This window comes from Nonomuraea sp. NPDC050404 (assembly GCF_040655495.1).
Lineage (GTDB): Bacteria > Actinomycetota > Actinomycetes > Streptosporangiales > Streptosporangiaceae > Nonomuraea.
The window spans coordinates 109508-131629 of record NZ_JBFAKB010000026.1 but is presented as its reverse complement, the minus strand read 5'-3'; the positions used below and the strand labels follow the sequence as shown (position 1 = coordinate 131629).

General features: G+C 70.7%; 24 protein-coding genes. 9 read left to right on the top strand and 15 right to left on the bottom strand.

All coding sequences use genetic code 11. The features are described 5' to 3' along the window. Positions 1-5 precede the first annotated feature (5 nt). A complete protein-coding gene (locus tag AB0I81_RS48655; protein WP_360673306.1) occupies positions 6-200 on the bottom strand; it encodes a hypothetical protein in 195 nt (64 codons plus the stop codon). A gap of 20 nt (positions 201-220) precedes the next feature. Here AB0I81_RS48655 and AB0I81_RS48650 point away from each other — a divergent pair, with 20 nt between their 5' ends. The 5 genes from AB0I81_RS48650 (at position 221) to AB0I81_RS48630 (ending at position 3038) form a co-directional block, all read left to right on the top strand. After that, the gene (locus tag AB0I81_RS48650; protein WP_360673305.1) at positions 221-460 is read left to right on the top strand and encodes a hypothetical protein; all 240 of its coding nucleotides are present in this window, start codon (positions 221-223) and stop codon (positions 458-460) included. A gap of 1 nt (position 461) precedes the next feature. Continuing rightward, complete coding sequence (locus tag AB0I81_RS48645) at positions 462-710, top strand: hypothetical protein (protein WP_360673303.1); 249 nt, start codon at positions 462-464, stop codon at positions 708-710. Between the two features lie 141 nt (positions 711-851). Further along, entirely contained in the window at positions 852-1115 is a 264-nt protein-coding gene (locus tag AB0I81_RS48640; protein WP_360673300.1) for a hypothetical protein, read from the top strand. A gap of 91 nt (positions 1116-1206) precedes the next feature. Beyond that, positions 1207-2367: a histidine kinase gene (locus AB0I81_RS48635; RefSeq protein ID WP_360673298.1), complete on the top strand. Its 1161-nt coding sequence runs from the start codon at positions 1207-1209 to the stop codon at positions 2365-2367. Next, positions 2364-3038: a response regulator transcription factor gene (locus tag AB0I81_RS48630; protein WP_360673295.1), complete on the top strand. Its 675-nt coding sequence runs from the start codon at positions 2364-2366 to the stop codon at positions 3036-3038. The genes AB0I81_RS48635 and AB0I81_RS48630 overlap by 4 nt, the downstream gene beginning before the upstream one ends. Here the strand turns inward: AB0I81_RS48630 and AB0I81_RS48625 are convergent. Continuing rightward, positions 3028-3672, bottom strand: a complete 645-nt coding sequence (locus tag AB0I81_RS48625; RefSeq protein ID WP_360673293.1) for a DUF2306 domain-containing protein — start codon at positions 3670-3672, stop codon at positions 3028-3030. The two genes, AB0I81_RS48630 and AB0I81_RS48625, sit on opposite strands and share 11 nt — an antisense overlap. 133 nt (positions 3673-3805) lie before the next feature. On the opposite strand from AB0I81_RS48625, the gene AB0I81_RS48620 reads away from it, so the two are divergent. Continuing rightward, the gene (locus tag AB0I81_RS48620; protein WP_360673291.1) at positions 3806-4831 is read left to right on the top strand and encodes an NAD(P)-dependent alcohol dehydrogenase; all 1026 of its coding nucleotides are present in this window, start codon (positions 3806-3808) and stop codon (positions 4829-4831) included. A 4-nt stretch (positions 4832-4835) separates the two neighbouring features. Here the strand turns inward: AB0I81_RS48620 and AB0I81_RS48615 are convergent, their stop codons facing one another. After that, positions 4836-6272 carry an ATP-binding protein gene (locus AB0I81_RS48615; protein ID WP_360673288.1) on the bottom strand — a complete coding sequence of 479 codons (1437 nt, stop codon included), beginning with the start codon at positions 6270-6272 and terminating at the stop codon, positions 4836-4838. Positions 6273-6355: 83 nt separating this feature from the next. Between AB0I81_RS48615 and sppA the strand changes: the two genes are divergently transcribed. Continuing rightward, complete coding sequence (gene sppA, locus AB0I81_RS48610; RefSeq protein WP_360673285.1) at positions 6356-8053, top strand: signal peptide peptidase SppA; 1698 nt, start codon at positions 6356-6358, stop codon at positions 8051-8053. Positions 8054-8094: 41 nt separating this feature from the next. On the opposite strand, the gene AB0I81_RS48605 is transcribed toward sppA, so the two are convergent. After that, on the bottom strand, positions 8095-8697 hold the full coding sequence (locus AB0I81_RS48605) for a DJ-1/PfpI family protein (protein ID WP_360673283.1): 603 nt from the start codon (positions 8695-8697) through the stop codon (positions 8095-8097). Between the two features lie 73 nt (positions 8698-8770). Here AB0I81_RS48605 and AB0I81_RS48600 point away from each other — a divergent pair, with 73 nt between their 5' ends. Next, the gene (locus tag AB0I81_RS48600) at positions 8771-9721 is read left to right on the top strand and encodes a helix-turn-helix domain-containing protein (RefSeq protein ID WP_360673280.1); all 951 of its coding nucleotides are present in this window, start codon (positions 8771-8773) and stop codon (positions 9719-9721) included. A gap of 11 nt (positions 9722-9732) precedes the next feature. Here AB0I81_RS48600 and AB0I81_RS48595 read toward each other — a convergent pair whose 3' ends face one another. Genes AB0I81_RS48595 through AB0I81_RS48575 form a run of 5 tightly spaced genes read right to left on the bottom strand, consistent with a single transcriptional unit; the run spans position 9733 to position 13626 of the window. Beyond that, on the bottom strand, positions 9733-10218 hold the full coding sequence (locus AB0I81_RS48595) for a flavin reductase family protein (protein ID WP_360673278.1): 486 nt from the start codon (positions 10216-10218) through the stop codon (positions 9733-9735). Between the two features lie 43 nt (positions 10219-10261). Further along, a complete protein-coding gene (locus AB0I81_RS48590; protein ID WP_360673275.1) occupies positions 10262-11188 on the bottom strand; it encodes an ABC transporter substrate-binding protein in 927 nt (308 codons plus the stop codon). A gap of 38 nt (positions 11189-11226) precedes the next feature. After that, positions 11227-11919, bottom strand: a complete 693-nt coding sequence (locus AB0I81_RS48585) for an ABC transporter permease subunit (RefSeq protein ID WP_360673273.1) — start codon at positions 11917-11919, stop codon at positions 11227-11229. Next, the gene (locus AB0I81_RS48580) at positions 11916-12596 is read right to left on the bottom strand and encodes an ABC transporter permease subunit (protein WP_360673270.1); all 681 of its coding nucleotides are present in this window, start codon (positions 12594-12596) and stop codon (positions 11916-11918) included. The genes AB0I81_RS48585 and AB0I81_RS48580 overlap by 4 nt, the downstream gene beginning before the upstream one ends. Beyond that, complete coding sequence (locus tag AB0I81_RS48575) at positions 12589-13626, bottom strand: ATP-binding cassette domain-containing protein (RefSeq protein WP_360673267.1); 1038 nt, start codon at positions 13624-13626, stop codon at positions 12589-12591. The genes AB0I81_RS48580 and AB0I81_RS48575 overlap by 8 nt, the downstream gene beginning before the upstream one ends. Before the next feature lie 296 nt (positions 13627-13922). On the opposite strand from AB0I81_RS48575, the gene AB0I81_RS48570 reads away from it, so the two are divergent. Further along, positions 13923-15563 carry a hypothetical protein gene (locus AB0I81_RS48570; RefSeq protein WP_360673264.1) on the top strand — a complete coding sequence of 547 codons (1641 nt, stop codon included), beginning with the start codon at positions 13923-13925 and terminating at the stop codon, positions 15561-15563. A gap of 4 nt (positions 15564-15567) precedes the next feature. Here the strand turns inward: AB0I81_RS48570 and AB0I81_RS48565 are convergent, their stop codons facing one another. Genes AB0I81_RS48565 through AB0I81_RS48540 form a run of 6 tightly spaced genes read right to left on the bottom strand, consistent with a single transcriptional unit; the run spans position 15568 to position 21958 of the window. Further along, complete coding sequence (locus tag AB0I81_RS48565; RefSeq protein WP_360673261.1) at positions 15568-16725, bottom strand: lipid-transfer protein; 1158 nt, start codon at positions 16723-16725, stop codon at positions 15568-15570. After that, positions 16725-17108 (bottom strand): MaoC/PaaZ C-terminal domain-containing protein, encoded by a 384-nt coding sequence (locus tag AB0I81_RS48560; RefSeq protein WP_360673259.1) that lies wholly within the window; start codon positions 17106-17108, stop codon positions 16725-16727. Before AB0I81_RS48560 ends, AB0I81_RS48565 begins: the two co-directional genes overlap by 1 nt. Beyond that, positions 17105-18031: a bifunctional MaoC family dehydratase N-terminal/OB-fold nucleic acid binding domain-containing protein gene (locus tag AB0I81_RS48555; protein WP_360673256.1), complete on the bottom strand. Its 927-nt coding sequence runs from the start codon at positions 18029-18031 to the stop codon at positions 17105-17107. Before AB0I81_RS48555 ends, AB0I81_RS48560 begins: the two co-directional genes overlap by 4 nt. Next, positions 18028-19182, bottom strand: a complete 1155-nt coding sequence (locus AB0I81_RS48550; protein WP_360673253.1) for an acyl-CoA dehydrogenase family protein — start codon at positions 19180-19182, stop codon at positions 18028-18030. The genes AB0I81_RS48555 and AB0I81_RS48550 overlap by 4 nt, the downstream gene beginning before the upstream one ends. Further along, positions 19182-20213 (bottom strand): acyl-CoA dehydrogenase family protein, encoded by a 1032-nt coding sequence (locus AB0I81_RS48545; RefSeq protein ID WP_360673250.1) that lies wholly within the window; start codon positions 20211-20213, stop codon positions 19182-19184. The genes AB0I81_RS48550 and AB0I81_RS48545 overlap by 1 nt, the downstream gene beginning before the upstream one ends. Next, positions 20213-21958: an AMP-binding protein gene (locus AB0I81_RS48540; protein ID WP_360673247.1), complete on the bottom strand. Its 1746-nt coding sequence runs from the start codon at positions 21956-21958 to the stop codon at positions 20213-20215. The genes AB0I81_RS48545 and AB0I81_RS48540 overlap by 1 nt, the downstream gene beginning before the upstream one ends. Positions 21959-22122: the final 164 nt, after the last annotated feature.

The following is a 22122-nucleotide window of genomic DNA, read 5'->3' as shown; positions in this document are numbered from 1 at the left end:
CGGTTCTACAGCTCCTCGAACAGGTCGAACGGGGTCAGGTTGTGTTCGGCCCAGATGCGCCTCGCGGTCTCGTGCGCGTACGGCGCCGTGGTGGGGGTCGCGGAGAAGGTGTGGGTGAGCCGTTCGCCGGAGCGGTAGGCGGGCCGGCCGGGGATTGCCGGTGGCACCGGCACGTCGAGGCTGTGGCAGGCGCCCAGCACCCCGCCAGGGGGTCGGGGAGGTGCGCAGCCGGGTCGCCAGCGCGGCGGTGACGTCGGGCCGCGAGGGCGGGGTGCAGGAGGCGCCGGGTACGGAGTGGGCGATCGACCTGGTGAACGGTCCCTTGGCGCGGCATGGTCAGCAGCGCGGCGATCGAGTCCGCTCCCGCTGCCCCCACGCGCCCCGCCCAGGTGGTCAGGCGGGAGGCGAGGCCGTCCAGGAGGGCTCGCAGGCCGTAGGCGAAGCGGTCGGTCGGCGCTGATTTGGTCGACGTCGGCAGTGCCGTGCAGGTGGGCGGCGGGCAGTGGATGGTGCTCAGCGACGCCACGCAGGTAGTCGGCCCCAGCCTCCGGGTCGCCGGCCAGGCTCGCGGTCTCGCGCCAGGACAACTGGGCCGGTACGGCGCCCAGGATGCGGTCGTGCACGGCGCCCAGGATGCGGTCGTGCACGGCGGCCAGGACCGAGGCCGGTTCGCCGTCGGGGAACCCAGCGCCCGGGAAGAGCCGATGTGAAGGGCGGGAATGCAGGGATCCATGCTTTTGATCAGCGGCAATACCAAGCCTGAAAACAAGCGGCCGAGCGCGTATTAGTACATGGAGCGGAATTAATCGGCTTCCTATCGTGAGACTCACCATCACGAAAGGAAAGGGTTCATGCGAAAGCTTATCGCGAGTGGCGTCCTCGTCGCTTCGATGGCCCTCGGCGGCCTGGCCACCGCCGCACCCGCACAGGCGAGCACCAGCACCTCCACCGCGGGGACCACGATCAGCGAAACGACCCAGAAGTGCCCCAAGGGCTACTACTGGCACAAGCACTACTACAAGAAGTGGTACAAGAAGGGCCACTACTGGAAGGGCCACTACCACAAGAAGGGCCACTGGCACTACACGTACAAGTGGCACTGCCACAAGCGCTAGATAGATAGCTGAGAGGGCCCGCCGAGATTCATTCGGCGGGCTTTTTCGCGTGGGCGCGACTTGGCGGAGATCGTCTCGTACCATGATGTCCGTGCAGGGCCTTCTCCGCTCGTTGTGGGATGAGCCCCGTCCGCCCCGCCCCCCGCGCCGGGTGTGGCGCGACTGGGTGCTCGTCGGGGTGTTCGCCGTGGCCATCGTGCTCGAAGGGGTCCTGCGGACGGACCTCCAGTGGCGGCCGCTGTCGATGATCTACGCCTTGGTGATGCTGCCGACGCTGTTATGGCGCCGTACGAGTCCGCTGCTCGCCCTGGCGATACCCGTCACCACCTCGACCCTGATCGGGCTCGTCACCGGCATGAACCCGTCGGAGATGAACTCGGCCGCCTACCCGGTGATCCTGCTGTACGCGCTGTCCCGCTGGGGCTCCGGCCGCGAGACCGCCGCCGGGCTGGCGCTGGTCGCCACCGCGATCCTCACCTCCGACCTCGCGCTCCCCGGCGACCTCGTCGGCGCGTTCGCGGTCGTGTTCGCCGCGATCGCCGTGGGCGGCACCTTCCGCTACCGCAACCGGGCCAGGATGCGCGAACTCGACCAGGTCAAGCTGCTCGAACGCGAGCAACTGGCCCGCGACCTGCACGACACCGTCGCCCACCACGTCTCGGCGATGGCCATCAGGGCCCAGGCGGGCATCGCGACCGCCGCCTCCGACCCGGACGCCGCCGTGGACGCGCTGCGCGTGATCGAGGCGGAGGCGTCACGTACGCTCGCGGAAATGCGCGCCATGGTACGGGTCCTGCGCCGCGCCCAGCCCTCCGACCTGCCGGAACTGGCGCCGAACCCACACCTCGCCGACCTCGTCCAGCTCGCGGGCCGGCCCAGGGTCGGGCCGTCGGTGGAGGTGAAGATCGACGGTGACCTCGACGGCGTGCCCGCCTCCGTCGGAGCCGCGATCTACCGCATCGCCCAGGAGTCGGTCACCAACGCCCGGCGCCATGCCCGGCACGCCACCCGGATCGAGGTCGCCGTGGCGGCCGACGACACCTCGGTGCACCTGCGCGTGAGCGACGACGGCGACAGCACCGCGGGCCGTCCCATCCTGGCGCCCGGCAAGGCCACGTCCTCGGGCAATTACGGGCTGCTCGGCATGATCGAACGGGCCGACCTGCTCGGCGGCACCTGCGAAGCGGGACCCAACCCGGGACGCGGTTGGACCGTGACCGCCGTACTACCTCGAACGGGAGCGGCCACATGACCACGAACGCATCCGAGGCGATCCGGGTGATCGTCGCCGACGACCAGGAGATCGCCCGTACGGGGCTGCGCATGATCCTCGACGCGCAGCCGGGCATAGAGGTGGTGGCAGAGGCCGCCGACGGGTTACGGGCGGTGGAACTGGCCAGGCGGCTGCGCCCCGACGTGTGCCTGTTCGACATCCGCATGCCCCGCTGCGACGGCATCGAGGCCACCGCCCGCCTGGCCGGCCCCGAGGTGGCCGACCCGATCGCGGTCGTCGTCATCACCACGTTCGACCTGGACGAGTACGTCTACGCGGCGCTGCGGGCGGGAGCGCGCGGTTTCCTGCTCAAGGACGCGGGCCCCGCCCTGCTGGCCCAGGCGGTACGCGCCGCGGCGGCCGGTGACGCGCTCATCGCCCCGAGCATCACCGCCCGCCTGCTGTCCACCTTCGCCGGCACCGGTCCCGCCCAGCCGCGGGTCCAGCCGATCGAGGCGCTGACGGAGCGGGAGGAGGAGATCCTGCTGACCGTGGCTCGCGGCCGTACCAACGGTGAGATCGCCAAGGAGTTGCACATCTCGCTGAGCACGGTGAAAAGTCACATCGCGAGCCTGATGACCAAGCTCGGGGTCCGCAACAGGGTCGAGATCGCCATGTGGGCGTACGAGACGGACCGCGTCAAACCCTGACCCGCCTCCGGGACGCCCGCCAGATGAGCCATTCGGCCACCGCGGCGTTGATCGCCCAGGCCGCGCCCAGGAGCAGCGCCCGGGTGAACTCGTCCGGCACCCCGACGAACCCCAGCCACAGGGCCTGGGTCACCGCCTGCGTGCCGGCGCCGAGCCCCAGGGCGTACCCGCGCATCATCCAGGCGCGGTGGCGGCGGATGTCGCGGCGCAGCACGGCGGCCAGGCCGAGTGCGATCGAGACGAACATGCCCGTCCCCGCCACCAGCCGGAACACCGCCAGCAGGCCCGCGTCGCCGTGCGGCAGGTCGGAGAACAGTGTCAGCCACAGTCCCGACAGCGCCGCCACGAGCCCGGCACCGACCAGCAGCCGCCCCGACCTGCGGTGCCACGCGGGCCTGCGCCGCCGGAAACGGGGCGCGAACTGGAAGGCCCCCAGGAAGGTGTAGAGGCTGACCGCCACGATGTGCGCCACGACGGGGGCGGGGGCGGCGAAGAACCGGGCGTTGGCCTCGGTGACCTGCGCGCCGGTGGCCAGCTCGGTCAGGCGGAAGGCGCCCGCGAGCAGCGGGACGAAGCTCAGGGCGATCAGCCCGGTGGGGATGAGCCGGCTGCTCTTGGAAGGTTCGGTACGCATGCCCAGATGGTGGCCGCCGCATCCCCGCCGGCTCATCGCTCCAAAGGCCCGACTCGGATGAGCCGAACGGCCGGTCGCAACGTCGTACTTTCGGCTGTTACGCCGTCCGCGTCCCGCTCACACACTGAGGGCCATGAGCACAGCCCACCAGACGAATCAGGAGACTGCGATGAAGGCGTTCGTCCTGCGCGAGTACGGCTCCCCCGACGCCCTCGAACTCAAGCACATCGACCGGCCCACCCCAGGTCCCGACGAGGTCCTGATCCGGGTGCGCGCCACCTCGGTCCAGCCCTGGGACTGGCACTTCATGCGCGGCGAGCCGTACATCTCGCGGCTGATGCCCGGCATGCTCGGGCTGCGCAAGCCCTCGGTCAGCATTCTCGGCGCGGACCTGGCCGGCGAGGTCGTGTCGGTCGGGAACAAGGTGACGGAGTTCGGCCCCGGCGACGAGGTGTTCGCGATGCCGCAGCGCGGCGGCGGGTTCGCCGAGTACGCCTGCGTGCCGGTGACCGAGGTGGCGCCGAAGCCGGCGACGCTGTCGTTCGAGGAGGCGGCGGCGGTGCCGCTGGCCGCCGCCACGGCCCTGCTGGCGGTACGCGACCAGGGGCGGATCGGGCCGGGGCAGCGGGTGCTGGTCAACGGGGCGTCCGGCGGGGTGGGCACGTTCGCGGTGCAGCTCGCCAAGGCGTACGGGGCGCACGTCACGGGCGTGTGCAGCACCCGCAACCTGGACCTGGTGCGCTCACTCGGCGCGGACGAGGTCATCGACTACACCAAGCAGGACTTCACCCGTGAGGGCGGCCCCTACGACGTGATCCTTTACATCGCGGGCCGCCGCTCGTTCCTGGAGTGCCGCAAGGTGCTGAAGCCCAAGGGCGTCTGCGTCATGATCGGCGGCGCGGCCGACCGCTGGCTGCAACCGGCCGGTCTGGTCTTCTCCGCGCTGATCGTGTCGCGCTTCACCTCGCAGAAGGCGGTGCTGGCCGACGTGGTCGGCGACAAGGAGACCAGGCGGAACCTCCTGGAACTGTCCGCGCTCATCGCCGCCGACAAGCTCACCCCGGTGATCGACCGCGTCTACCCGTTCGAGGAACTCCCGGCGGCGGTCAGGTACCAGGAGGAGGGCCACGCCCCCGGCAAGGTAATCGTCACGCTCTGAGCAGTCAGTAAAGGTCCTCGATGCCGACCAGCCGGACATCCCCGGGGATGTCCTCCTGGAAGCTGGCGCCGCTGTAGCAGGCGAGCACGGTGCCGCTGGTGTCGTACCCCTTGACCGACAGCAGGTCCCGCGCCCGGCGCAACCGCTCCACATGCGCGGCGGTCACCATCTTGTCCCACTTGACCTCGCCCAGCGACAGAATGCGACGCGGCCGCCCGTGCTCCTCCCGCGCCAGCACCGCGACGTCCACCTCGATCTGCGTGCGGTTGTGCGGATCGGCCACCGTACCCGCCGCCACCTCACCGGGCAGTTCGCCGAAGACCTCGGCGTCGGCGAACATCGCCCATTCCCGGCAGATGCCCTCGAAGTGGGGCCCGACCACCTGGGACAGGAAAGTGGCGTGGGAGTCGCGCCACGCGGCCTCCTGCTGACCGCGCTCAAGCCGCGTCCACTCGCGCCGCATCACGGCTTCGTAGAAGGCGATCAACGGCTCGCAGATGCGGAAGACCGATTTCCCCTTTTTGAACGCGTCCGCCTCACGTGCGATCAGGCGAGAGTCCTCCAGCACCGCCAGCGGATGCCCGATGTCCGGAGATTTCCGGCCGATGTGGCCCGCGATGCCGCCACGCGTGGCGTTTCCCGAGGCGATGGCGCCGAGCACGGCGTGATAGAGGGCCTGGTCGCGGATGTCCGCCTCCTCCGCCAGAAGGTAGCGGGCCTCCCGGAAGAGCGGGATCTGCGGGTTCAGCACGGTACGCAGCACCCAGTCGTCGAAGTCGTCCATCGAGGCGGGAACGTCGTTCGCGACGAACTCCCGCCGGTAGGCCGGAGTGCCGCCCACTATGGAGTGGACCAGCACCGCAAGATGTGGATCGTCGATACCCCAGAACTTGGCGGAGGCCCGGTAGTCCAGCGGGTTGACCACCAGTTCCAGGCTCGCCCGCCCGCGCAGTGGCGCGTTGCCCGCCAGGAGACGACCCATCACACTGAGGGCCGAGCCGCACAGGAGCGTTCGTGCCCTCGATGTCCTCGCATAACCACGGGGATCGAAGGCCATCTGGAACAGCGAGGGCAATGAGGGGGAAACCTTGCTCAGGTAGGGGAACTCGTCGATCACGATGAGCCCGTCGGGAACGTCGATGTACAGCCGTTCCAGCGCCTCGTCCCAGTTGTCGAACGCATACCGCCCGCCTCCGGTCCGCACAGCCAGGGCGCGGCTGAACCTGGCCAGCGCCTCGGTCTCCGTCTCCTCCAAGGCGGTGAAGAAGAATCCGCCCACCTCCTCGACCAGGGCATCGAGCAGAAACGTCTTACCCTGCCTGCGTCTGCCGCTGACGACGCCGAGCCGCACGTCAGGGCTCGGCGAAGTGGCAAACCGGACCAGGCCCGCCCATTCACGATCACGGTCGAAGACATGCGCGGGTTTCGGTATCTCACTCACAGTAGAACCATACTCCTTAGGTGTATGCACCTAAGGAGTATGGTTCTAAGCACATTTCGAATTGTGTCGCTTAGGGTGGCTCTATGGACGCAGGCAAGGCGATCTTCGAAACCGTTGACAAGCTTCGCCAGCGGCGCACGGCCCCGCTGGTCCTGGAGCTCGACCTCACAGAGGGCCTCACCGAGGGCCCGCCGGCGGATCCGCTCGCCGCGCTGCTGTCCATGCGCAAGACGCGTCTGGCCGACGTGCTGTCCGGGCTCAAGCGGGCCAGACAGGACCCCAGGGTCAAGGCGCTCATCGTGAAGATCGGCAACCAGCCGCTGGGCCTGGGCATGATGCAGGAGCTACGCCAGGCCGTGGTGCACTTCCGGGCCTCGGGCAAGCTGACCGTCGCCTTCGCCGAGACGTTCGGCGAGTTCGGCGGCGGGACGGTGCCCTACTACCTGGCCACCGCCTTCGAGAAGCTCTACCTGCAGCCCAGCGGCGACGTCGGGCTGACCGGGGTGGCGCTGGAGCAGCGGTTCGTCAAGGGCGCGCTGGGCAAGCTGGGCGTCGGGTACGAGGTCGGCCAGCGCCACGAGTACAAGACCGCGGCCAACACCTTCACCCAGGACCACATGACCGAGCCGCACCGCGAGTCCATGGCCCGCATCGTGGAGTCGGTCACCGAGACCATGGTCGCGGGCATCGCCGACGGCCGGCGCCTCGACCCGGGCAAGGTGCGCGAGCTGATCGACCGCGGCCCGTTCACCGCCCCCGAGGCGCAGGAGGCCGGGCTGGTCGACCAGCTCGCCTACCGGGACGAGGTCTACGAGGAGGTCAAGCGGGCCGCGGGCGAGGAATCCCACCTCCTGTACGTCTCCCGCTACGCCAAGGGCGCGGCCGTACGCAAGCTGCCGCACCCGACGGCCGACGGGATCGCCCTCATCCACGGCCTCGGCGCGATCAGGTCGGGGCGCAGCGGCCGCAGCCCGCTCGGCGGGGGTGGCGCGATGGGCTCCGACACGATCAGCGCCGCGCTCCGCGCCGCCAGGCGTGACGAGCACGTCAAGGCCGTGGTGTTCCGGGTGGACAGCCCCGGCGGCTCGTACGTGGCCAGCGACACCGTCTGGCGCGAGGTGACGCTGACCCGCAAGGTCAAGCCGGTGATCGTGTCCATGGGCGACCTGGCGGCCTCCGGCGGCTACTTCATCTCGATGGCCGCCGACGTGATCGTGGCCCAGCCGGGCACGCTGACCGGCTCGATCGGCGTGTACGGCGGCAAGCCCGTCGTCTCCGACCTGATGGCGAAGATCGGCGTCAGCACCGAGATGGTGGCCGAGGGCGCGAACGCCGGCATGTTCTCCACCTCGCGCGGCTTCTCCCCCGAGCAGTGGGAGCGGGTGAACGCCTGGCTCGACCGCATCTACGACGACTTCGTGAACAAGGTGGCCAAGAGCCGCGACCTGTCCCGCGAACGCACCCACGAGCTGGCCCGCGGCCGCGTCTGGACCGGTGCCGACGCGCACGCCGGCGGCCTGGTGGACGAGTTGGGCGGCCTGGAGGACGCGCTGGCCCTGGCCAGGAAGCGGGCCGGCCTGGCCGACGACGCGCCGGTGCGCACCTATCCCCGGCTCAACCCGCTCGAACGCCTGCGCGGCCCCGAGTCGAGCGAGGACAAGTCGGCGGCCCTGGCCAGGATCCGGCTGGACGCGTGGGGCCCGCTGGCCCGCCTGTCGGCCGAGCTGGGCCTGCCCGCCGCCGGGCCGCTCCTCCTGCCCGACTGGTACGTCATCCGCTGAGCCGACTCCCGATGACGGCGCCGGACGGTGTCCGCTGAGCCCTACTCCTGACGGCGGTGCCAGACGGTGCCGCGGCGCTCGTACTCAAGGACTTCCTCGGCCAGCAGCGCCGCCTGCGGGCCGTGGAAGCGTTCGGTCAGCCACAGGCCCAGGTCGAGGCCGGAGGTGACGCCGCCGGAGGTGACCAGGTCGCCGTCGTCGACGACCCGGGCCCTGACGAGGTCGCCGCCCAGCGCCCGCACGTCGTCCAGGGCGATGTGGTGGGTGGTGCAGGGGCGGCCCTTGGTGAGCCCGGCCGCGGCGAGCAGCAGCGTGCCGGTGCACACGGCGGCGAGGACGAGGCCGGGCCGGACGGCCTCGGCCAGCGCCTGCGGCAGCGTGCCCCGGGCGATCTGGCACTCCACGCCGGATCCCTCGCCATAGCCGCCACCGGGCACCAGGATCAGGTCCGCGGAGCCGGGTGACCAGGGGGCGCGGACGGTGATCTCGGCGCCGGACGCGGTGGTGACCGTCCTGGGGCCCTCAGCGGTGACGTAGGTGTGCCGTACGCCTTCCAGCACGCCGAAAACCGTGATCGGCCCGATGAAGTCCTGGTCCTCGGCGTCGTCGTACAGGACGGTGTGCACGTGCAGGTGATCCTCCATGACGGGGAGTCTGCCGGTGTACGACCTGGGCGAACAGTGGCTCGCATGCCGGGTATGCGTAAGATCTGGCCACATGCATGTCGTCGCCGTCCTGGCCTTCGAGGGCACGGTCGCCTTCGACCTGGCGATCCCGTGCCAGGTCTTCGCCGCCGCCCGCCAACCGGACCTGAGCCCCGCCTACGAGGTACGCGTGTGCGCCGCCCGCCCGGTCACGGCGACGGCCTGGGACCAGGAACTCTTCTGCCTGAATCCCACGCACGGCCTCGCGGACGCCCTCGACGCGGACACCGTGATCGTTCCCGGCGGCGACCCGGAACGGCCGCCCGCCCCGGAGGTGCTGCGGGTGGTGCGCGCGGTCGCGGAAAGGGGCGGCCGGGTGGCCTCCATCTGCACGGGCGCGTTCGTGCTCGCGGCGGCCGGCCTGCTCGACGGCCGCCGCGCGACCACCCACTGGCGCCTGGCCGACCGGCTGGCGCGCGACTTCCCCGAGATCGAGGTGGACCCGTCGGTCCTGTACGTGGACGAGGGCGACGTCCTGACCTCCGCCGGGGTCGCCGCCGGGCTGGACCTGTGCCTGCACCTGGTGCGCCGCGACCTCGGCGCGGCCACCGCGTCCGGCACCGCCCGCGCGATCGTCATGCCGCCACAGCGCTCCGGCGGCCAGGCGCAGTTCATCGAGTACCGCGACCCCGACGGCGACCCCGACGACCTCGCACCTACCCTGCGCTGGATGCAGGACCACCTCGGCGAGCCGCTGACCCTGGCCGGCATCGCCGCACACGCCGCCATGAGCACCCGCAGCCTGTCGCGCCGCTTCCGCGCCCGGATGGGCCTGACCCCGTTGCAGTGGCTGCTGGAGCAGCGCGTGCAGCGCGTCAGGGAGTTGCTCGAAACGACGGACCTGCCGGTGGAGCGGATCGCGCGGACGACGGGGTTCGGCTCGGTGGAGGCCCTGCGGCACCATTTCGCCAAGCAGGTCGGCACCACCCCGAGGGCCTACCGGACGACCTTCCGCGACCCCTGACCGCCGCCGGCTCAGGAGACGGTCGAGCGGTAGCGGCCGCGCAGGCGTACCAGAGGCTGGTGGGCGGGGTTCACGTAGTCGACGGCCAGGACGGTGGCGATGAAGAGCGTGTGGTCGCCGGCCGGGACCACCTTGGTGGTCTCAGCCTCGATCGCGGCCACCCCGCCCTCGACCACGAGCGCCTCCGTGTGCGGGCCCCGGTGGTGCGGGGTGCCCGCCACCAGCAGGCGGGCGCTGGGGCGGCCGGCGGCGGCGAAGCGGCTGGCGATGGCCGCCTGGCCCGAGGAGAGCAGGGAGGCGGCCCACCGGTCCTGGCGGAGCAGGACCTCGTTGAGGTAGCCGCTGCTCGCCAGGCTCACCAGGACCAGCGGGGGCTCCAGGGAGACGGACATGAGCGCCGACACCGTGGCGCCGAGGTCGTCGCGCCCGTCCCTGACGGTCACGACGGCCACGCCGCCCGCGAGTTGCGCCATCGCCTCCGTGAACAACTCGCTCATCGCGAGGGCCCCCGGGAGGAGGCCCTCGCCCGAGCGTCCCTCATCAGCCGAGGCCGTTGGTGGTCAGCCATTCCTTGGCCACGGTCGCGGGCTCGTCCTTGTTGACGGAGATCTTCTGCATCATCTCCAGCAGCGACTCGGTCGTCAGCTTCGCGGAGATGCCGTTCAGCGTCGTCCTGATCGTGTCGTTGGCGGAGGACTTGTGCAGCAGCGGGATCACGTTCTGGGCGGCGAAGACGTTCTTGGTGTCCTGCAGCGCCACCAGGTTGTTCGCCGTCATCTTGGGGTCGGTGGTGAAGATGTTGCCGACCTGGATGGAGCCGTCCTTCAGCGCGTCGGCCGTGGTCGGTCCCGTCGGCTTCCACTCCTTGAACTCCAGGCCGTAGACCTCCTTGAAGCGCGCCTCCCACCGCTTCTTGAACTCGGGCGGAGCGCCCAGGATCATGTTCTTGGAGACCTTGGCCAGGTCCTCGATGGAGTTCAGCGACTGCTTGGTCTGGGTGTCCTTGGTGACCGACAGGCTGTCCTTGTCCTCGGCGGGCGAGGCGTCGAGCACTTCCAGTTCGGCGGGCAGCTTCGACTTCAGCGCCGTGTTCACCTCGTCGGTGGTCACGGAGGTGTCCTTCTGGTCGATGAAGGCCAGCAGGTTGCCGTTGTACTCGGGCACGATGGTCAGGCCGCCGCTCTTGACCTGGTCGTAGACGACCTCGCGGCTGCCGATGCGCGGCTTCTCCTCCACCTGTACGCCCTTGGCCTCCAGCGCCTGGGCGTAGATCGAGCCGAGCAGCACACTCTCGTCGAAGTCGAAGGAGCCGATGACGGCCTTGCCTCCGGCGCCCGAGGCCGAGCCGGTGGGGGCCGCGCTCGTCGTGTCGAGCGGGTTGCCCCCGGTGCTGCCGCCGCCACCGCACGCGGACAGCGCGAACACCGCCGAGAGGAGCACCCCCGCGATGCCGTACTTGCGTTTCATCTTGCTTTTCCCTTCTAACCGGGAGGTAATACAGGAGATTATCGGACCTTCAGGCGCCGGCTCACCCCCGGCGAGACCGTCACCCACTGCAGCAGGGTGAACAGCACCTGCACCACGAGCGCGAACAGCACAATCAGTACAGAACCTCCTACGACGCTCGCGTAATCCTTGGTCGCGAAACCGTCGATGACGTACCGGCCGAGGCCGCCGAGCCCGGTGTAGGAGGCGACCGTGGTGGTGGCCACGACCTGGATCGCCGACAGGCGGCAGCCGAGCAGGATCAGCGGCAGCGCCACCGGCACCAGCGCCCGGCCGAGCACCTGGCCGCCGCGCAGGCCCATCCCGTACGCGGCGTCGCGCAACTCGGGATCGACCCCCTTGATCCCCTCATAGGTGTTGACCAGGATCGGCGGCACCGACAACAACACCAGCGGGATGATCACCGGCCAGATCGAGGACGTGCCCAGCAGCAGCACGAACAGCACCAGCAGCCCCAGCGTGGGCAGTGCCCTGGCCAGGTTCGCGGAGACGACCACGATCACCTCGCCCCTGCCGGTGTGCCCGATCGCCAGGCCGAGCGGCACCGCGATCAGCACCGCCAGCAACAACGCCAGCGCCGAGAACTCCAGGTGCTCCAGCAGCCGCATGGGGATGCCGCCGGTGCCCGACCAGTTCGCGCCGTTGCCGAAGAACTCGACCAGCCAGCCGAAGAACGAGGTCAGCCAGTTCACGACGCCGTCCCCTTCCGTGCGCGTACCCAGGGGGTGAGCAGCCGCTGCGCCAGGACCAGCAGGGCGTCGGCGACCAGGGCCAGCACCACGATGAGCACGATGCCGACGATCACCGGTGGCATGAACGGGTTCTGGTAGGCCCGCGTGAACAGCCCGCCGAGGCCGCCCTGCCCGATCAGCGCGCCCACGCTGACCAGGCTGATGCTGGAGACCGCGACCACCCGCAGCCCCGCGAGCACCACCGGCACCGCGATCGGCAACTCGACCTGCAGCAGCCGGCGCAGCGGGGTGAAGCCCATGGCGACGGCCGACTGGCGTACGTGGTCGGGCACCGAGTTCAGCCCGTCCACCACGGCCGGGATCAGCACGGCCATGCCGTAGAAGGCCAGCGGGATGATCACCGTGGTCTGCGACAACCCGGTCACCGAGATCAGCAACATGAAGACCGGCAGCGACGGGAGCGCGTACACGATGTTCATGAAGCCCGAGGTGGGCTGGTAGAGCCAGCGCCAGCGCACGCACGCCAGGCCCAGCGGCAGCGCCACGACCAGCGCGAACAGGATCGGCACGAACGACATCACGAGGTGGTCGGTGAGCAGGTTGCTGATGCTGTCCACCCGGCCGGTGTCCCAGTTGCGCCCGATCCACTCCCAGATGGACGGAGGGCCGTCACCCATCTGCGGCCTCCGCCAGCGCCTCGTCGAGTGCCTCCCTGGTGGCCACGCCCATGACCTTGCCGTCGTCGTCCACGGCCACCGCGCAGCCGGACGGCGACAGCAGGGCCGCGTCGAGGGCCGAGCGCATGCTGTCGCGGCCGTGCAGATACGTCCCGTACGGCTCCAGCTCGCCCGGCCGCTCGGCCGACCGCCAGCCCAGGGGCCGGCCGTCGTCGTCCGTGACCAGCGCCCACGGCTCCTCCGCGCCGGTCAGGTCCGTACGCAGCCGCAGCCCCCCGGTGGAGACGAACTGCAGCCGCCTGATCCCCCTGTCGTGCCCGAGGAACTCGCGCACGAAGTCGTCGGCCGGCTCGGAAAGCAGCGTCTTGGGGTCGGCGAGCTGGGCCAGCGTGCCGCCCACCCGCAGCACCGCCACCCGGTCGCCGAGCTTGATGGCCTCGTCGATGTCGTGGGTGACGAACACGATGGTCTTGTTCAGCTCGCTCTGCAGCCGCAACAACTCATCCTGCAGGCTCGTGCGGACGATGGGGTCCACCGCGCTGAACGGCTCGTCCATGAGCAGCACGGGTGGGTCGGCGGCCAGCGCCCTGGCCACGCCCACGCGCTGCTGTTGCCCGCCGGAGAGCTGGAAGGGGTAGCGCCCGGCCAGCGCGGAGTCGAGGCCGACGCGTTCGAGCAGCTCCATGGCCCTGGCGCGGGCCTTCTTCTTGTCCCAGCCGAGCAGGTACGGGACGGTGGCGATGTTGTCGACGATCTTCCGGTGCGGGAAGAGGCCGGCCTGCTGGATGACGTAACCGATGCCGCGCCGCAGCGTCGGCGGGTCGATGCCCTGCACCGGCTTCCCGTCGAGGAGGATCTGACCCTCCGAGGCGTCGATCATCCGGTTGATCATCCTCAGGGACGTCGTCTTCCCGCAGCCGGATGGGCCGACGAGCACGGTGATCTCGCCGGTGGGCGCCTCAAGGCTGAGGTGGTCCACGGCGACCGTTCCGTCCGGATAGCGTTTGGTGACAGAGTCGAATGTGATCACGCGCGAACTCTCGCTTCGGGCTCCTGTGGCAGGGCCGCAGCCCCCCTGCCACGGCCTCCGCATGATCTCTTGACCCCACACCCTACGGCGGTGAATACCGCTCTGTCCTCTCGGGTTTCCCTGAAACGCTTCACTTGACCAGGGAGATTCACAACTAAATGTGGATCTGGTAGTGCGCCGGACCGAGGTGAGTTGGCATGATAACCCTCACAATTCCTGACGCATCAGCCCACAAACTCCTGACGCGCCCCTCACATCCCCTACAGCGTCCGCACCCAGCAAGAGGATCCGGCCACGTGTCTCAGTCGCTCACCGATCAGCGCCTACGCGCAGAACTGATCGCAGAGCTCTACGACCTCCATGCCGCCGGGCTGTTCGCGTACTGCGCTGACCAGCTCGGCGACCTCGGCTCGGCGTCCGACGTCCTGGTGGCCGTGCTCGGCAGCGTCCCTGCCGTCCCGCCGCCCCGCGCCGCGCTCTACGCCTTCGCCCGCCGCGAGATCCACCGGCGGGACATCGTCTACTCTCCCCCCACCGTCGATCCCCTGATCGACCCGGCCACCGCGCTCGTCGAACGTTCCCTGCGCGAGCTGCGCCCCCACCAGCGCGAGGTGCTCGTGTTGTGCGGGGTGTGCGGGCTGAGCAACGCCGAGCTCGCGTGGGTGCTGGACGTCGCACCCGACACCGCCGACGAGCTGACGGTGGGCGCGGCGCACCGCCTGCGGCAGTCGCTTCAGACGGCGCTGTCCTCGGCCGGGATCCGCGTGCCCAAGCCGGTGGCCGACATCTACGGCGCGCTCGGGGTCGCCCCGCTGCGCGACGTGCTCGGCCGCCTGCCCTGGCCGCAGCCGCCGGGGGCGCTGCGCATCCACTTCGCGGGCTCCCGTACGGCGCCGCCCGCGCCGCTGTTCGTCAAGCCGCGCTGGCCGAGCCCGCCGGTCTGGCCGCAGCCGCCCGCCGACGCCGATCCGGCCACCAGTACGGTGATCTTCCCGGCCGAGTTGCTCACGCCGCCTTCTCCCGCCCGGGTGTCCGAGCATGAGGCGACCACGGCTCCGATGCCGAAATATCGTGACTCGTCCGTGCCGCCCCGGGACGTGCTCGATCCGGGGGTGCCGCTGCGGGATCCGCTGGGGTCCGCGCGGGCGCGCAGGGACGCGCGGGGGCCCGTGCCCGGGGACCGGCTGGTCGCGGGCGGGGATCACAAGGCGGGTGGGGATCACAGGGTCGCCGGGCCGCCGCCTCAGGAGCGGCCGTTCTTCATGGCGGCGCCCGAGGTCACCGGGGCCGATCCGTTCGCGACGGGTGACGTGATCCTGCCCAAGGACGCGCCGGATCCGTACATGACCGGCGACGTGCTCCTGCACCAGGGACCCGCGCGTCCCGTGACGCCCCCGCGCCCGGCTCCCGAGCGGCGGCAACCGCCGCCCGAGTCTCAGCCCGCGCCGGAGGAGTTCCGCCTGCCGCCCCAGCCACCGCCCGCACCCGCGCCCGCGTCGCGTCGGCGGACGTCGCGGGCCGAGGAGCCGGTTCGTGGACCTGCGGCTCCGCTCTTCAAGCCTCGCGACAGAGCTTCCGGCCGTACGGGCGAGAAGCCGAGCGACAGGACCCGCGAAGAGCCCCGTCAGAAGCCGGACGACAGGACCCGCGAAAAGCCCCGTCAGAAGCCGGGTGGCAAGCCCGTCGGCGAGCCGGTGTACCGCCTGCCGGAGACCCGCGAGGAGGAGGACCGGCCGGCGGACTCGGTGCTGGCGCCGCGCCCGGTGCGCGCCCGTCCCGCTCCCAAGCGGCGCCCGGAGGCCGTACGCCCCCCGAAGAAGGTCAAGCGCCGCAAGGACCGTCACTACGACTGGGTCTGGGAGCTGGTCGGTTTCCTGCTCTGCGTGGCGATCGCGATGATCGTGTTCTTCTCCATGCCGCTCTTCACCGGCCCCTGACCGCTCACCCCGCGGACAGGATCAGCCCGCTGGTCGGCACGCCGGTCCCGGCGGTCACGAGAACGTTCGTGACTGCCGGGAGCTGGTTGACGGCCGTGCCCCTGACCTGGCGCACGGCCTCGGCGATGCCGTTCATGCCGTGGATGTAGGCCTCCCCGAGTTGTCCGCCGTGCGGGTTGACGGGCAGGCGTCCGTCCAGTTCGATGCCGCCGTCCGCGAGGAAGCCGGGAGCCTCGCCGGGTCCGCAGAAGCCGAGTTCTTCGAGCTGGGTCAGGACGAACGGGGTGAAGTGGTCGTACAGGATGGCGGTCTGGATGTCGGCGGGCGACAGGCCCGAGGTCTCCCAGAGGCGGCGGCCGACGACGGACATCTCTGGAAGGCCCGTCATGTCGTCACGGTAGTAGCTGGTCATCATCATCTGCCCCGCCCCCGCGCCCTGAGCCGCGGCCGTGATCACCGCCGGGGATCGGCGCAGGTCGCGGGCCCGTTCCTCGGAGGTCACGACCAGGGCCACCGCCCCGTCGCTCTCCTGGCAGCAGTCGAGCAGCCGCAGCGGCTCCACGATCCACCGCGACGCCTGGTGCTCCTCCAGCGTGATGGGTCGCCGGTGGAACCAGGCGGCCGGGTTGGTGGCCGCGTGCCTGCGCATGGCCACCGCCACCCGGCCGAAGTCCTCGGAGGTGGCGTCGTAGGCATGCATGTAGCGCCGCGCGAACATGGCCACCCAGGCCGCCGGCGTCATCAGCCCGAACGGCACGTGCCAGCTCATCTCCAGGCCCTGGGAGGAGGGCTGGGCGGTCAGGCCCGCGTTCGGCCGGCCGAAACGGCGGCCGGAGCGCTCGTTGAAGGCCCGGTAGCAGACCACCGTACGGGCCGCGCCGGTGGCCACGGCCATGGCCGCGTGCGCGACGGTGCCGCAGGCCGCGCCGCCGCCGTACTCGACGCGGGAGAAGAAGGTCAGCTCGCCGATGCCGGTCTCCCTGGCCACGGCGATCTCCTGGTTGGCGTCCTGACTGAAGGTGACCAGGCCGTCCACGTCGCCGGGCGGCAGGCCCGCGTCGTCGAGCGCCGCCAGCACGGCCTCGGCCGCCAGGCGCAGCTCCGAACGTCCCGAGTCCTTGCTGAAGTCGGTCGCGCCGATGCCCGCGATGGCGGTGCGCATCAGCCCTCCCCGCGCAGGAAGGTGACGGTGCCGGTGGCGTGGTCGCCCAGGCTCACCGTGCCGCGCACCTCGATGGTCAGCCGGTCGCCGTCGCCCGCCACGACCTTGCCGGTGAAGGTCAGGCGGTCGCCGGCGTACGCGGGCACGCCCAGCTTGACGGCGATGCCCTCGATGACGGCAGTCGGTCCCGCCCAGTCGGTGACGTAGCGCTCGACCAGGCCCATGGTGGTCAGGATGTTGAGGAAGATGTCCTTCGAGCCCTGCGCGCGGGCCAGCGCCGTGTCGTGGTGCACCGGAGTGTGGTCCATGGTGGCCAGGGCCGTGGAGACGACCATGGTGGGGGTCAGCTCGACGGACAACTCGGGCAGTGCGGTGCCGATCACTCGGGCCTCCACATGGGCAGGACGAGCCGGTCGTCCATGGCGCGGTACGTCACGCGCAGCGGCATGCCGATCTCCACTTCCTCGATGGGGCAGTCCACGACGTTGCCCACGATCCGTACGCCCTCCGGCAGCTCCACCACGCCCACCACGAACGGCGTCTCCCGGCCCGGCACGGGCGGATGGTGGTGCACGACGTAGCTGAACAGGGTGCCCGTGCCGGTCGCGAGCGTGTAGGTGCGCTCGGCCGAGCGGCAGTGGGGGCAGAGCGGGCCGGGCGGATGGCGCAACTCGCCGCAGTCGGCGCAACACTGGATGCGCAACTCGCCGCGTTCCGCGCCCTCCCAGAAGAACGCCGTGTCCTGGTTGATCGCGGGCTGGAGGGGGTACGGCGGCAGGCTCTCCTTCTTGGCCGGGCGAAATTTCAGTATTCGGAAGAGCATGTCGGCGACCGGCTCGTCGTCCTCGGTGTACCAGGTGATGTGCCACGTGGCGAAGTAACCCACGCCCAGGGCCGTCCGCTTCGGACCCGCCAGGCCGGAGAACCTGGTCGCGGAGGTGAGACGCTCCCCCACCCGCAGGTAACGGCGGTAGGTCTGCTCGCAGTTCGTCGCCACCACGCCCGTGTAGCCGTTGTCGTCGAGCGCGGCGAGCATGTCGTCCACCGGCGAGCGGTCCTTCTCCCGTCTGGCCAGCCCCGGCATGGTCCAGACCTGGGCCATCGCGGGCGGGGCCAGGCCGCGTTCAAGATAGACGGGATTCGCGTCGCCCATGGCGGTCAGCCAGTGCCTGATCATGGGGACGTTCACGGGGTCGGCGGCCGGGACGCCGCGCACCTCGCCCAGCGCCGTCTGCTTGACCGCCAGCTCATGCAGCTCTTCGTCGGTCATCGTCTCGCGCTCGGTCATCGTCTCGCGCTCGGTCATCGCGGCGGCCTCGGCAGGTTCAGGCCGAGCATTGCGATCAGCTCGCGCTGCACCTCGTTCACGCCGCCGCCGAAGGTCAGCACCACGGCCCCCTTGACCCCGCGGTCCAGACGTTCGATGAACTCGGCCGTCTCGGGATCGGCCGGGTCGCCGTACCTGGCCAGGACGTCGCCGACGATCCTGCCGACCTCCTGCATGCGCTCGGAGCCGTAGATCTTGGTGGCGGAGGCGTCCGGCGCGCCCAGCCAGCCGAGATCCATGTTGGCCGCCACCTGCCAGTTCAGCAGTTCGTTGGTCCGGAAGGCCGCCCACACCCTGGCCAGCGCCCGCCGTACGTCCGGCTCGGCGTCCAGCCCCGTGCGGCGGGCCCAGGCGCGGAAACGGTCGTAGGTCTGGCCGAGGTTGCCGGCGGGGCCGAGCGTGACGCGTTCGTGGTTGAGCTGGTTGACGATCAGGTCCCAGCCGCGGTCCACCTCGCCGACCACCATGTCCACCGGGACGCGTACGTCGGAGTAGTAGGTGGCGTTGGTGTGGTGGCGGCCGTCCATGGTCATGATCGGGGTCCACGAGAAGCCGGGGTCCTCGGTGCCGGCGATCATCATCGTGATGCCCTTGTGCTTCTTGGCCTCGGGGTTGGTGCGCGCGGCCAGCCAGATGTACTGGGCGTAGTGCGCGCCGCTGGTGAAGACCTTCTGGCCGTTGACGACGTAGTGGTCGCCGTCGAGCACCGCCGTGGTACGCAGCGAGGCCAGGTCCGTGCCCGCCTCCGGCTCGCTGTAGCCGATCGCGAAGTGGCACTCGCCGGCCAGGATGCGCGGCAGGAAGAGCTCCTTCTGGCGCGGCGTCCCGTACTGCATGATCGTGGGGCCGACGGTCTGCACCGTGATGATCGGGTACGGCACCGCGGCGCGGGCTATCTCGTTGGCGAAGATCTGCTGCTCCAGGGGGCCGTAGCCGCCTCCGCCGTACTCCTTCGGCCAGCCGAGCCCCAGCTTGCCGTCGCGTCCGAGGCGGCGGCAGTGCTCCATGTACGCCCCGCCGAACGGATCCTCGTTGATCTTCGCGCGATCCTCGGCGGTGAGGCAGCCCCGGAAGTACTCGCGCAGTTCGTCCCTGAGTGAGCGCTGCGCCGGGGTCAGGTCGATGAACATCAGAGACGCGCTCCGATCAGGTCGAGCTGGGCGTCGGCGCCGCCGAGCAGGTGGGACAGGTGCTTGGCCTGGGCGAAGTAGCGGTGCAGCGGGTAGGTCACGTCGAGCCCCAGCCCGCCGTGCAGGTGCTGGCAGGTGTGCAGGGCCTTGAGCGCCTCACCGACGTGGTACGCGGCCAGCGCCAGGTCCTCCTCGACCGGCAACCCCTCGCCCAGCCGCCAGACCGCCGACCACATGGCCACGTCCAGCGCCCGGCCGGCGATGTAGACGTCGGCGATCTGCATGGTCACCGCCTGGAACTCGGCCAGCGCCCGCCCGAACTGTTTGCGCTGCCTGATGTAGGCGGTGGTCAGCTCCAGCGCCCCGGCCAGTACCCCGCTGGCCTGGGCCGCGACGGCCGCGGTGAAGATCCGCCGCGCGTCGCCGGCCGCCTCGGGACCCGCCACCCGTTCCGCCGGGGTGTCGTCGAGCACGATCGTGCCGGCGGGCTCCCCCGTGGAGGTGTACTCGGCCGTCGCGGCCGGCGACGCCACCAGGAACAACCCTTCGTCGGCGGTGACCAGCACGTCGGCCCCGGGATACGGCACGGACACCTTGCGCCCGCTCAACCGCCACCCACCCTCCGGCACAACGGCACCCGGGCCGCCCGCCTCCTCCCCAGCCGCACCCGCGCGGTGAGTGGGCGGGTGAGCGGTGGTCGTGGGCGGGGCGGCGAGGGCGTGGCCCGGTTCGCGCAGGGCGAGGGTGACCGGGCCGGTGCAGCGCCGCTGCTGGTCGGGGGTGCCGTGGCGGGCCAGTACCAGCGTGCCCGCCAGCGTCGGCAACGCCCCGGCCGTGGCCGCCCGCGCGCCTGTCTCCCTCAGCACCACGGCCATCTCCACCGGCCCGAGCCCGGCGCCGCCCGCCTCCTCCGGCACGCACACGCTCATCAGCCCGGCCTGCCACAGCCGCTCCTCATCGCCCTGCCTGGTTAGTACCTCGGCGGCCAGCTTCTTCAGGTCCTGCTGGGTTTCGTCCAGGTTGAAATCCACTACTTCTCCAAGAGGTGGTGCCTGCCGTGCCGTACGAATTCCTCCTCGATCCCCTCGACCTCCGCCGCCGTCAGCGGCCCGAACGTCAGGTCACCGGCGCGCCGCCAGACGGCGTCGGTGGTGCGCCACGCCTCGCGGGCGAGGTGCCGCTTGATGACCTTGTGCGAAGGCGTCAGCGGCAACTCCCGACAGATGCGGATATATCGAGGTAATGACTTCACGCCCAGATCCCGCCGCGCGGCCAGGAACGCCGCGAAGGCGGCGGGGTCGAAGTCCCCTTCCAGTACGAGCGCCGCCATGACCCGATCGCCCGCCACCGGATCGGGCACCGGGTAGACCGCCGCCTCCACCACCCCGCCGAACTCCCGCAGCGCCATCTCGATCGGGGCCACGGCCAGGTTCTCGCCGTCCACGCGCAGCCGCTCGGTGCCCCGCCCGGCGAAGAAGACATAGCCGCCGGGATCCATGTACGCCAGGTCGCCGGACCAGAACGCGCCGTCCCTGATCCGTTCGGCGTCGGCCTCCGGGTCGTTGTAGTAGCCCTCGAACAACCCAAGCCCGGCCGTGTTGACCAGCTCGCCGACGGCCTCGTCCGGATTGAGCAGGCGGCCGTCCTCGATCAGGGCCGGCCGGCAGGGCTTGCCGGTGGCGGGGTCGAGGATGTCCACGCCCGCGGGCAGGCGGCCCAGGCAGCCGGGCGGGCCTGACGGGTCGGGCGTGAGCGAGATGGCGGTCTCGGTGGAGCCGAAGGCGTCGATGACCCCGCAGCCGAACCGCTCCCCGAACCTCTTCGTGGCCAGCGCGCCGCCCTCGTTCCCGAAGGCGACCCTGAGCGGGTTGTCGGCGTCGTCGGGGCGCTCGGGGGTGGCCAGGGCGTAGGAGAGCGCCTTGCCGACGTAGTGGAGGTACGTACAGCCGTATCGCCTGATGTCGGGCAGCAGCCCCGAGGCCGAGAACCGCCGCCGCAACACCAGCGCCGCCCCCGACGCCACGGCCGGGGCGTAGGCGGCCATCAGCGCGCCGGAGTGGAACAGCGGCATCGAGCAGTACACGACGTCCTCGGGGGTGAGCAGCGCCGCCAGGCTGACCCCGGGCACGGCCAGCTTCCGCTGCGTGATCCGCACGGCGCGCGGCCGTCCTGACGTGCCGGAGGTGAAGATCAACATCACCAAGCCCGCAGAATCGACCCCTGTACGCCCTGCGACCCCGGCCTCCTCGGGCACGGCGACCCCGGCCTCCTCGGGCCCTGCGACCCCGACCTCCTCGGGCACGGCGGCTCCGGCTTCCTCGGCTGTTGTGGCCTCCGCTTCTGTTGTGGCCTCCGCTTCTGTTTCGGCCTCCGGTTCCGCTGCAGCGCCCAGAGCCTCGGCCAGCGGGAGCATCGCGACGCCCAGGGCCTCGGCCACCTCCCGCGCGACCCCCAGGTAAGGGCCGTCCGCGAGGAGGAGGGACACGTCCGTCGCGCGGGCGTCGCGGACCAACTCGTCCACTGCCCGCGTCGGGTTCAGCGCGACCACCACATGCCCGGCCAGCGCCGCGCCACCGATGAGGAAGACCAGTTCGGGAACGTTCTCACTGAGCACCCCGACGTGCGTGCCCGCCCCGCGCACGGACAGCCACCGTCCGGCGGCCCGGCAGGCGGCGACGTGCTCGCGCCACGACCACACCCTGCCGTCGAACACCAGCCCCGGCCGGTCGTCCGCGGCCCGTGCGAGCAGCAGGGAGGTGAGCGTGTCGGCGGTCATCGCCCCAGTCCTCTCCAGACAAGCGCTTGGTGAGCCGATTCGCAAACTAGAACAGATTCTAATAGCTGTCCAGTATCCAGCCCGGACGATAAAGAGGTATATATCCCTGTAACGCCCCAGACATGGGCCTTTACGGCAGGTTTGTGACCCGCGAGTAACAAGCC

Coding starts and splice junctions, on each gene's coding strand:
- AB0I81_RS48640 (WP_360673300.1), top strand. CDS start 852: ATGCGAAAGCTTATCGCGAGTGGCGTCCTCGTCGCTTCGATGGCCCTC.
- AB0I81_RS48630 (WP_360673295.1), top strand. CDS start 2,364: ATGACCACGAACGCATCCGAGGCGATCCGGGTGATCGTCGCCGACGAC.
- AB0I81_RS48625 (WP_360673293.1), bottom strand. CDS start 3,672: ATGCGTACCGAACCTTCCAAGAGCAGCCGGCTCATCCCCACCGGGCTG.
- AB0I81_RS48620 (WP_360673291.1), top strand. CDS start 3,806: ATGAGCACAGCCCACCAGACGAATCAGGAGACTGCGATGAAGGCGTTC.
- sppA (WP_360673285.1), top strand. CDS start 6,356: ATGGACGCAGGCAAGGCGATCTTCGAAACCGTTGACAAGCTTCGCCAG.
- AB0I81_RS48605 (WP_360673283.1), bottom strand. CDS start 8,697: ATGGAGGATCACCTGCACGTGCACACCGTCCTGTACGACGACGCCGAG.
- AB0I81_RS48600 (WP_360673280.1), top strand. CDS start 8,771: ATGCATGTCGTCGCCGTCCTGGCCTTCGAGGGCACGGTCGCCTTCGAC.
- AB0I81_RS48595 (WP_360673278.1), bottom strand. CDS start 10,218: ATGAGCGAGTTGTTCACGGAGGCGATGGCGCAACTCGCGGGCGGCGTG.
- AB0I81_RS48590 (WP_360673275.1), bottom strand. CDS start 11,188: ATGAAACGCAAGTACGGCATCGCGGGGGTGCTCCTCTCGGCGGTGTTC.
- AB0I81_RS48580 (WP_360673270.1), bottom strand. CDS start 12,596: ATGGGTGACGGCCCTCCGTCCATCTGGGAGTGGATCGGGCGCAACTGG.
- AB0I81_RS48565 (WP_360673261.1), bottom strand. CDS start 16,725: ATGCGCACCGCCATCGCGGGCATCGGCGCGACCGACTTCAGCAAGGAC.
- AB0I81_RS48555 (WP_360673256.1), bottom strand. CDS start 18,031: ATGACCGAGCGCGAGACGATGACCGAGCGCGAGACGATGACCGACGAA.
- AB0I81_RS48550 (WP_360673253.1), bottom strand. CDS start 19,182: ATGTTCATCGACCTGACCCCGGCGCAGCGCTCACTCAGGGACGAACTG.
- AB0I81_RS48540 (WP_360673247.1), bottom strand. CDS start 21,958: ATGACCGCCGACACGCTCACCTCCCTGCTGCTCGCACGGGCCGCGGAC.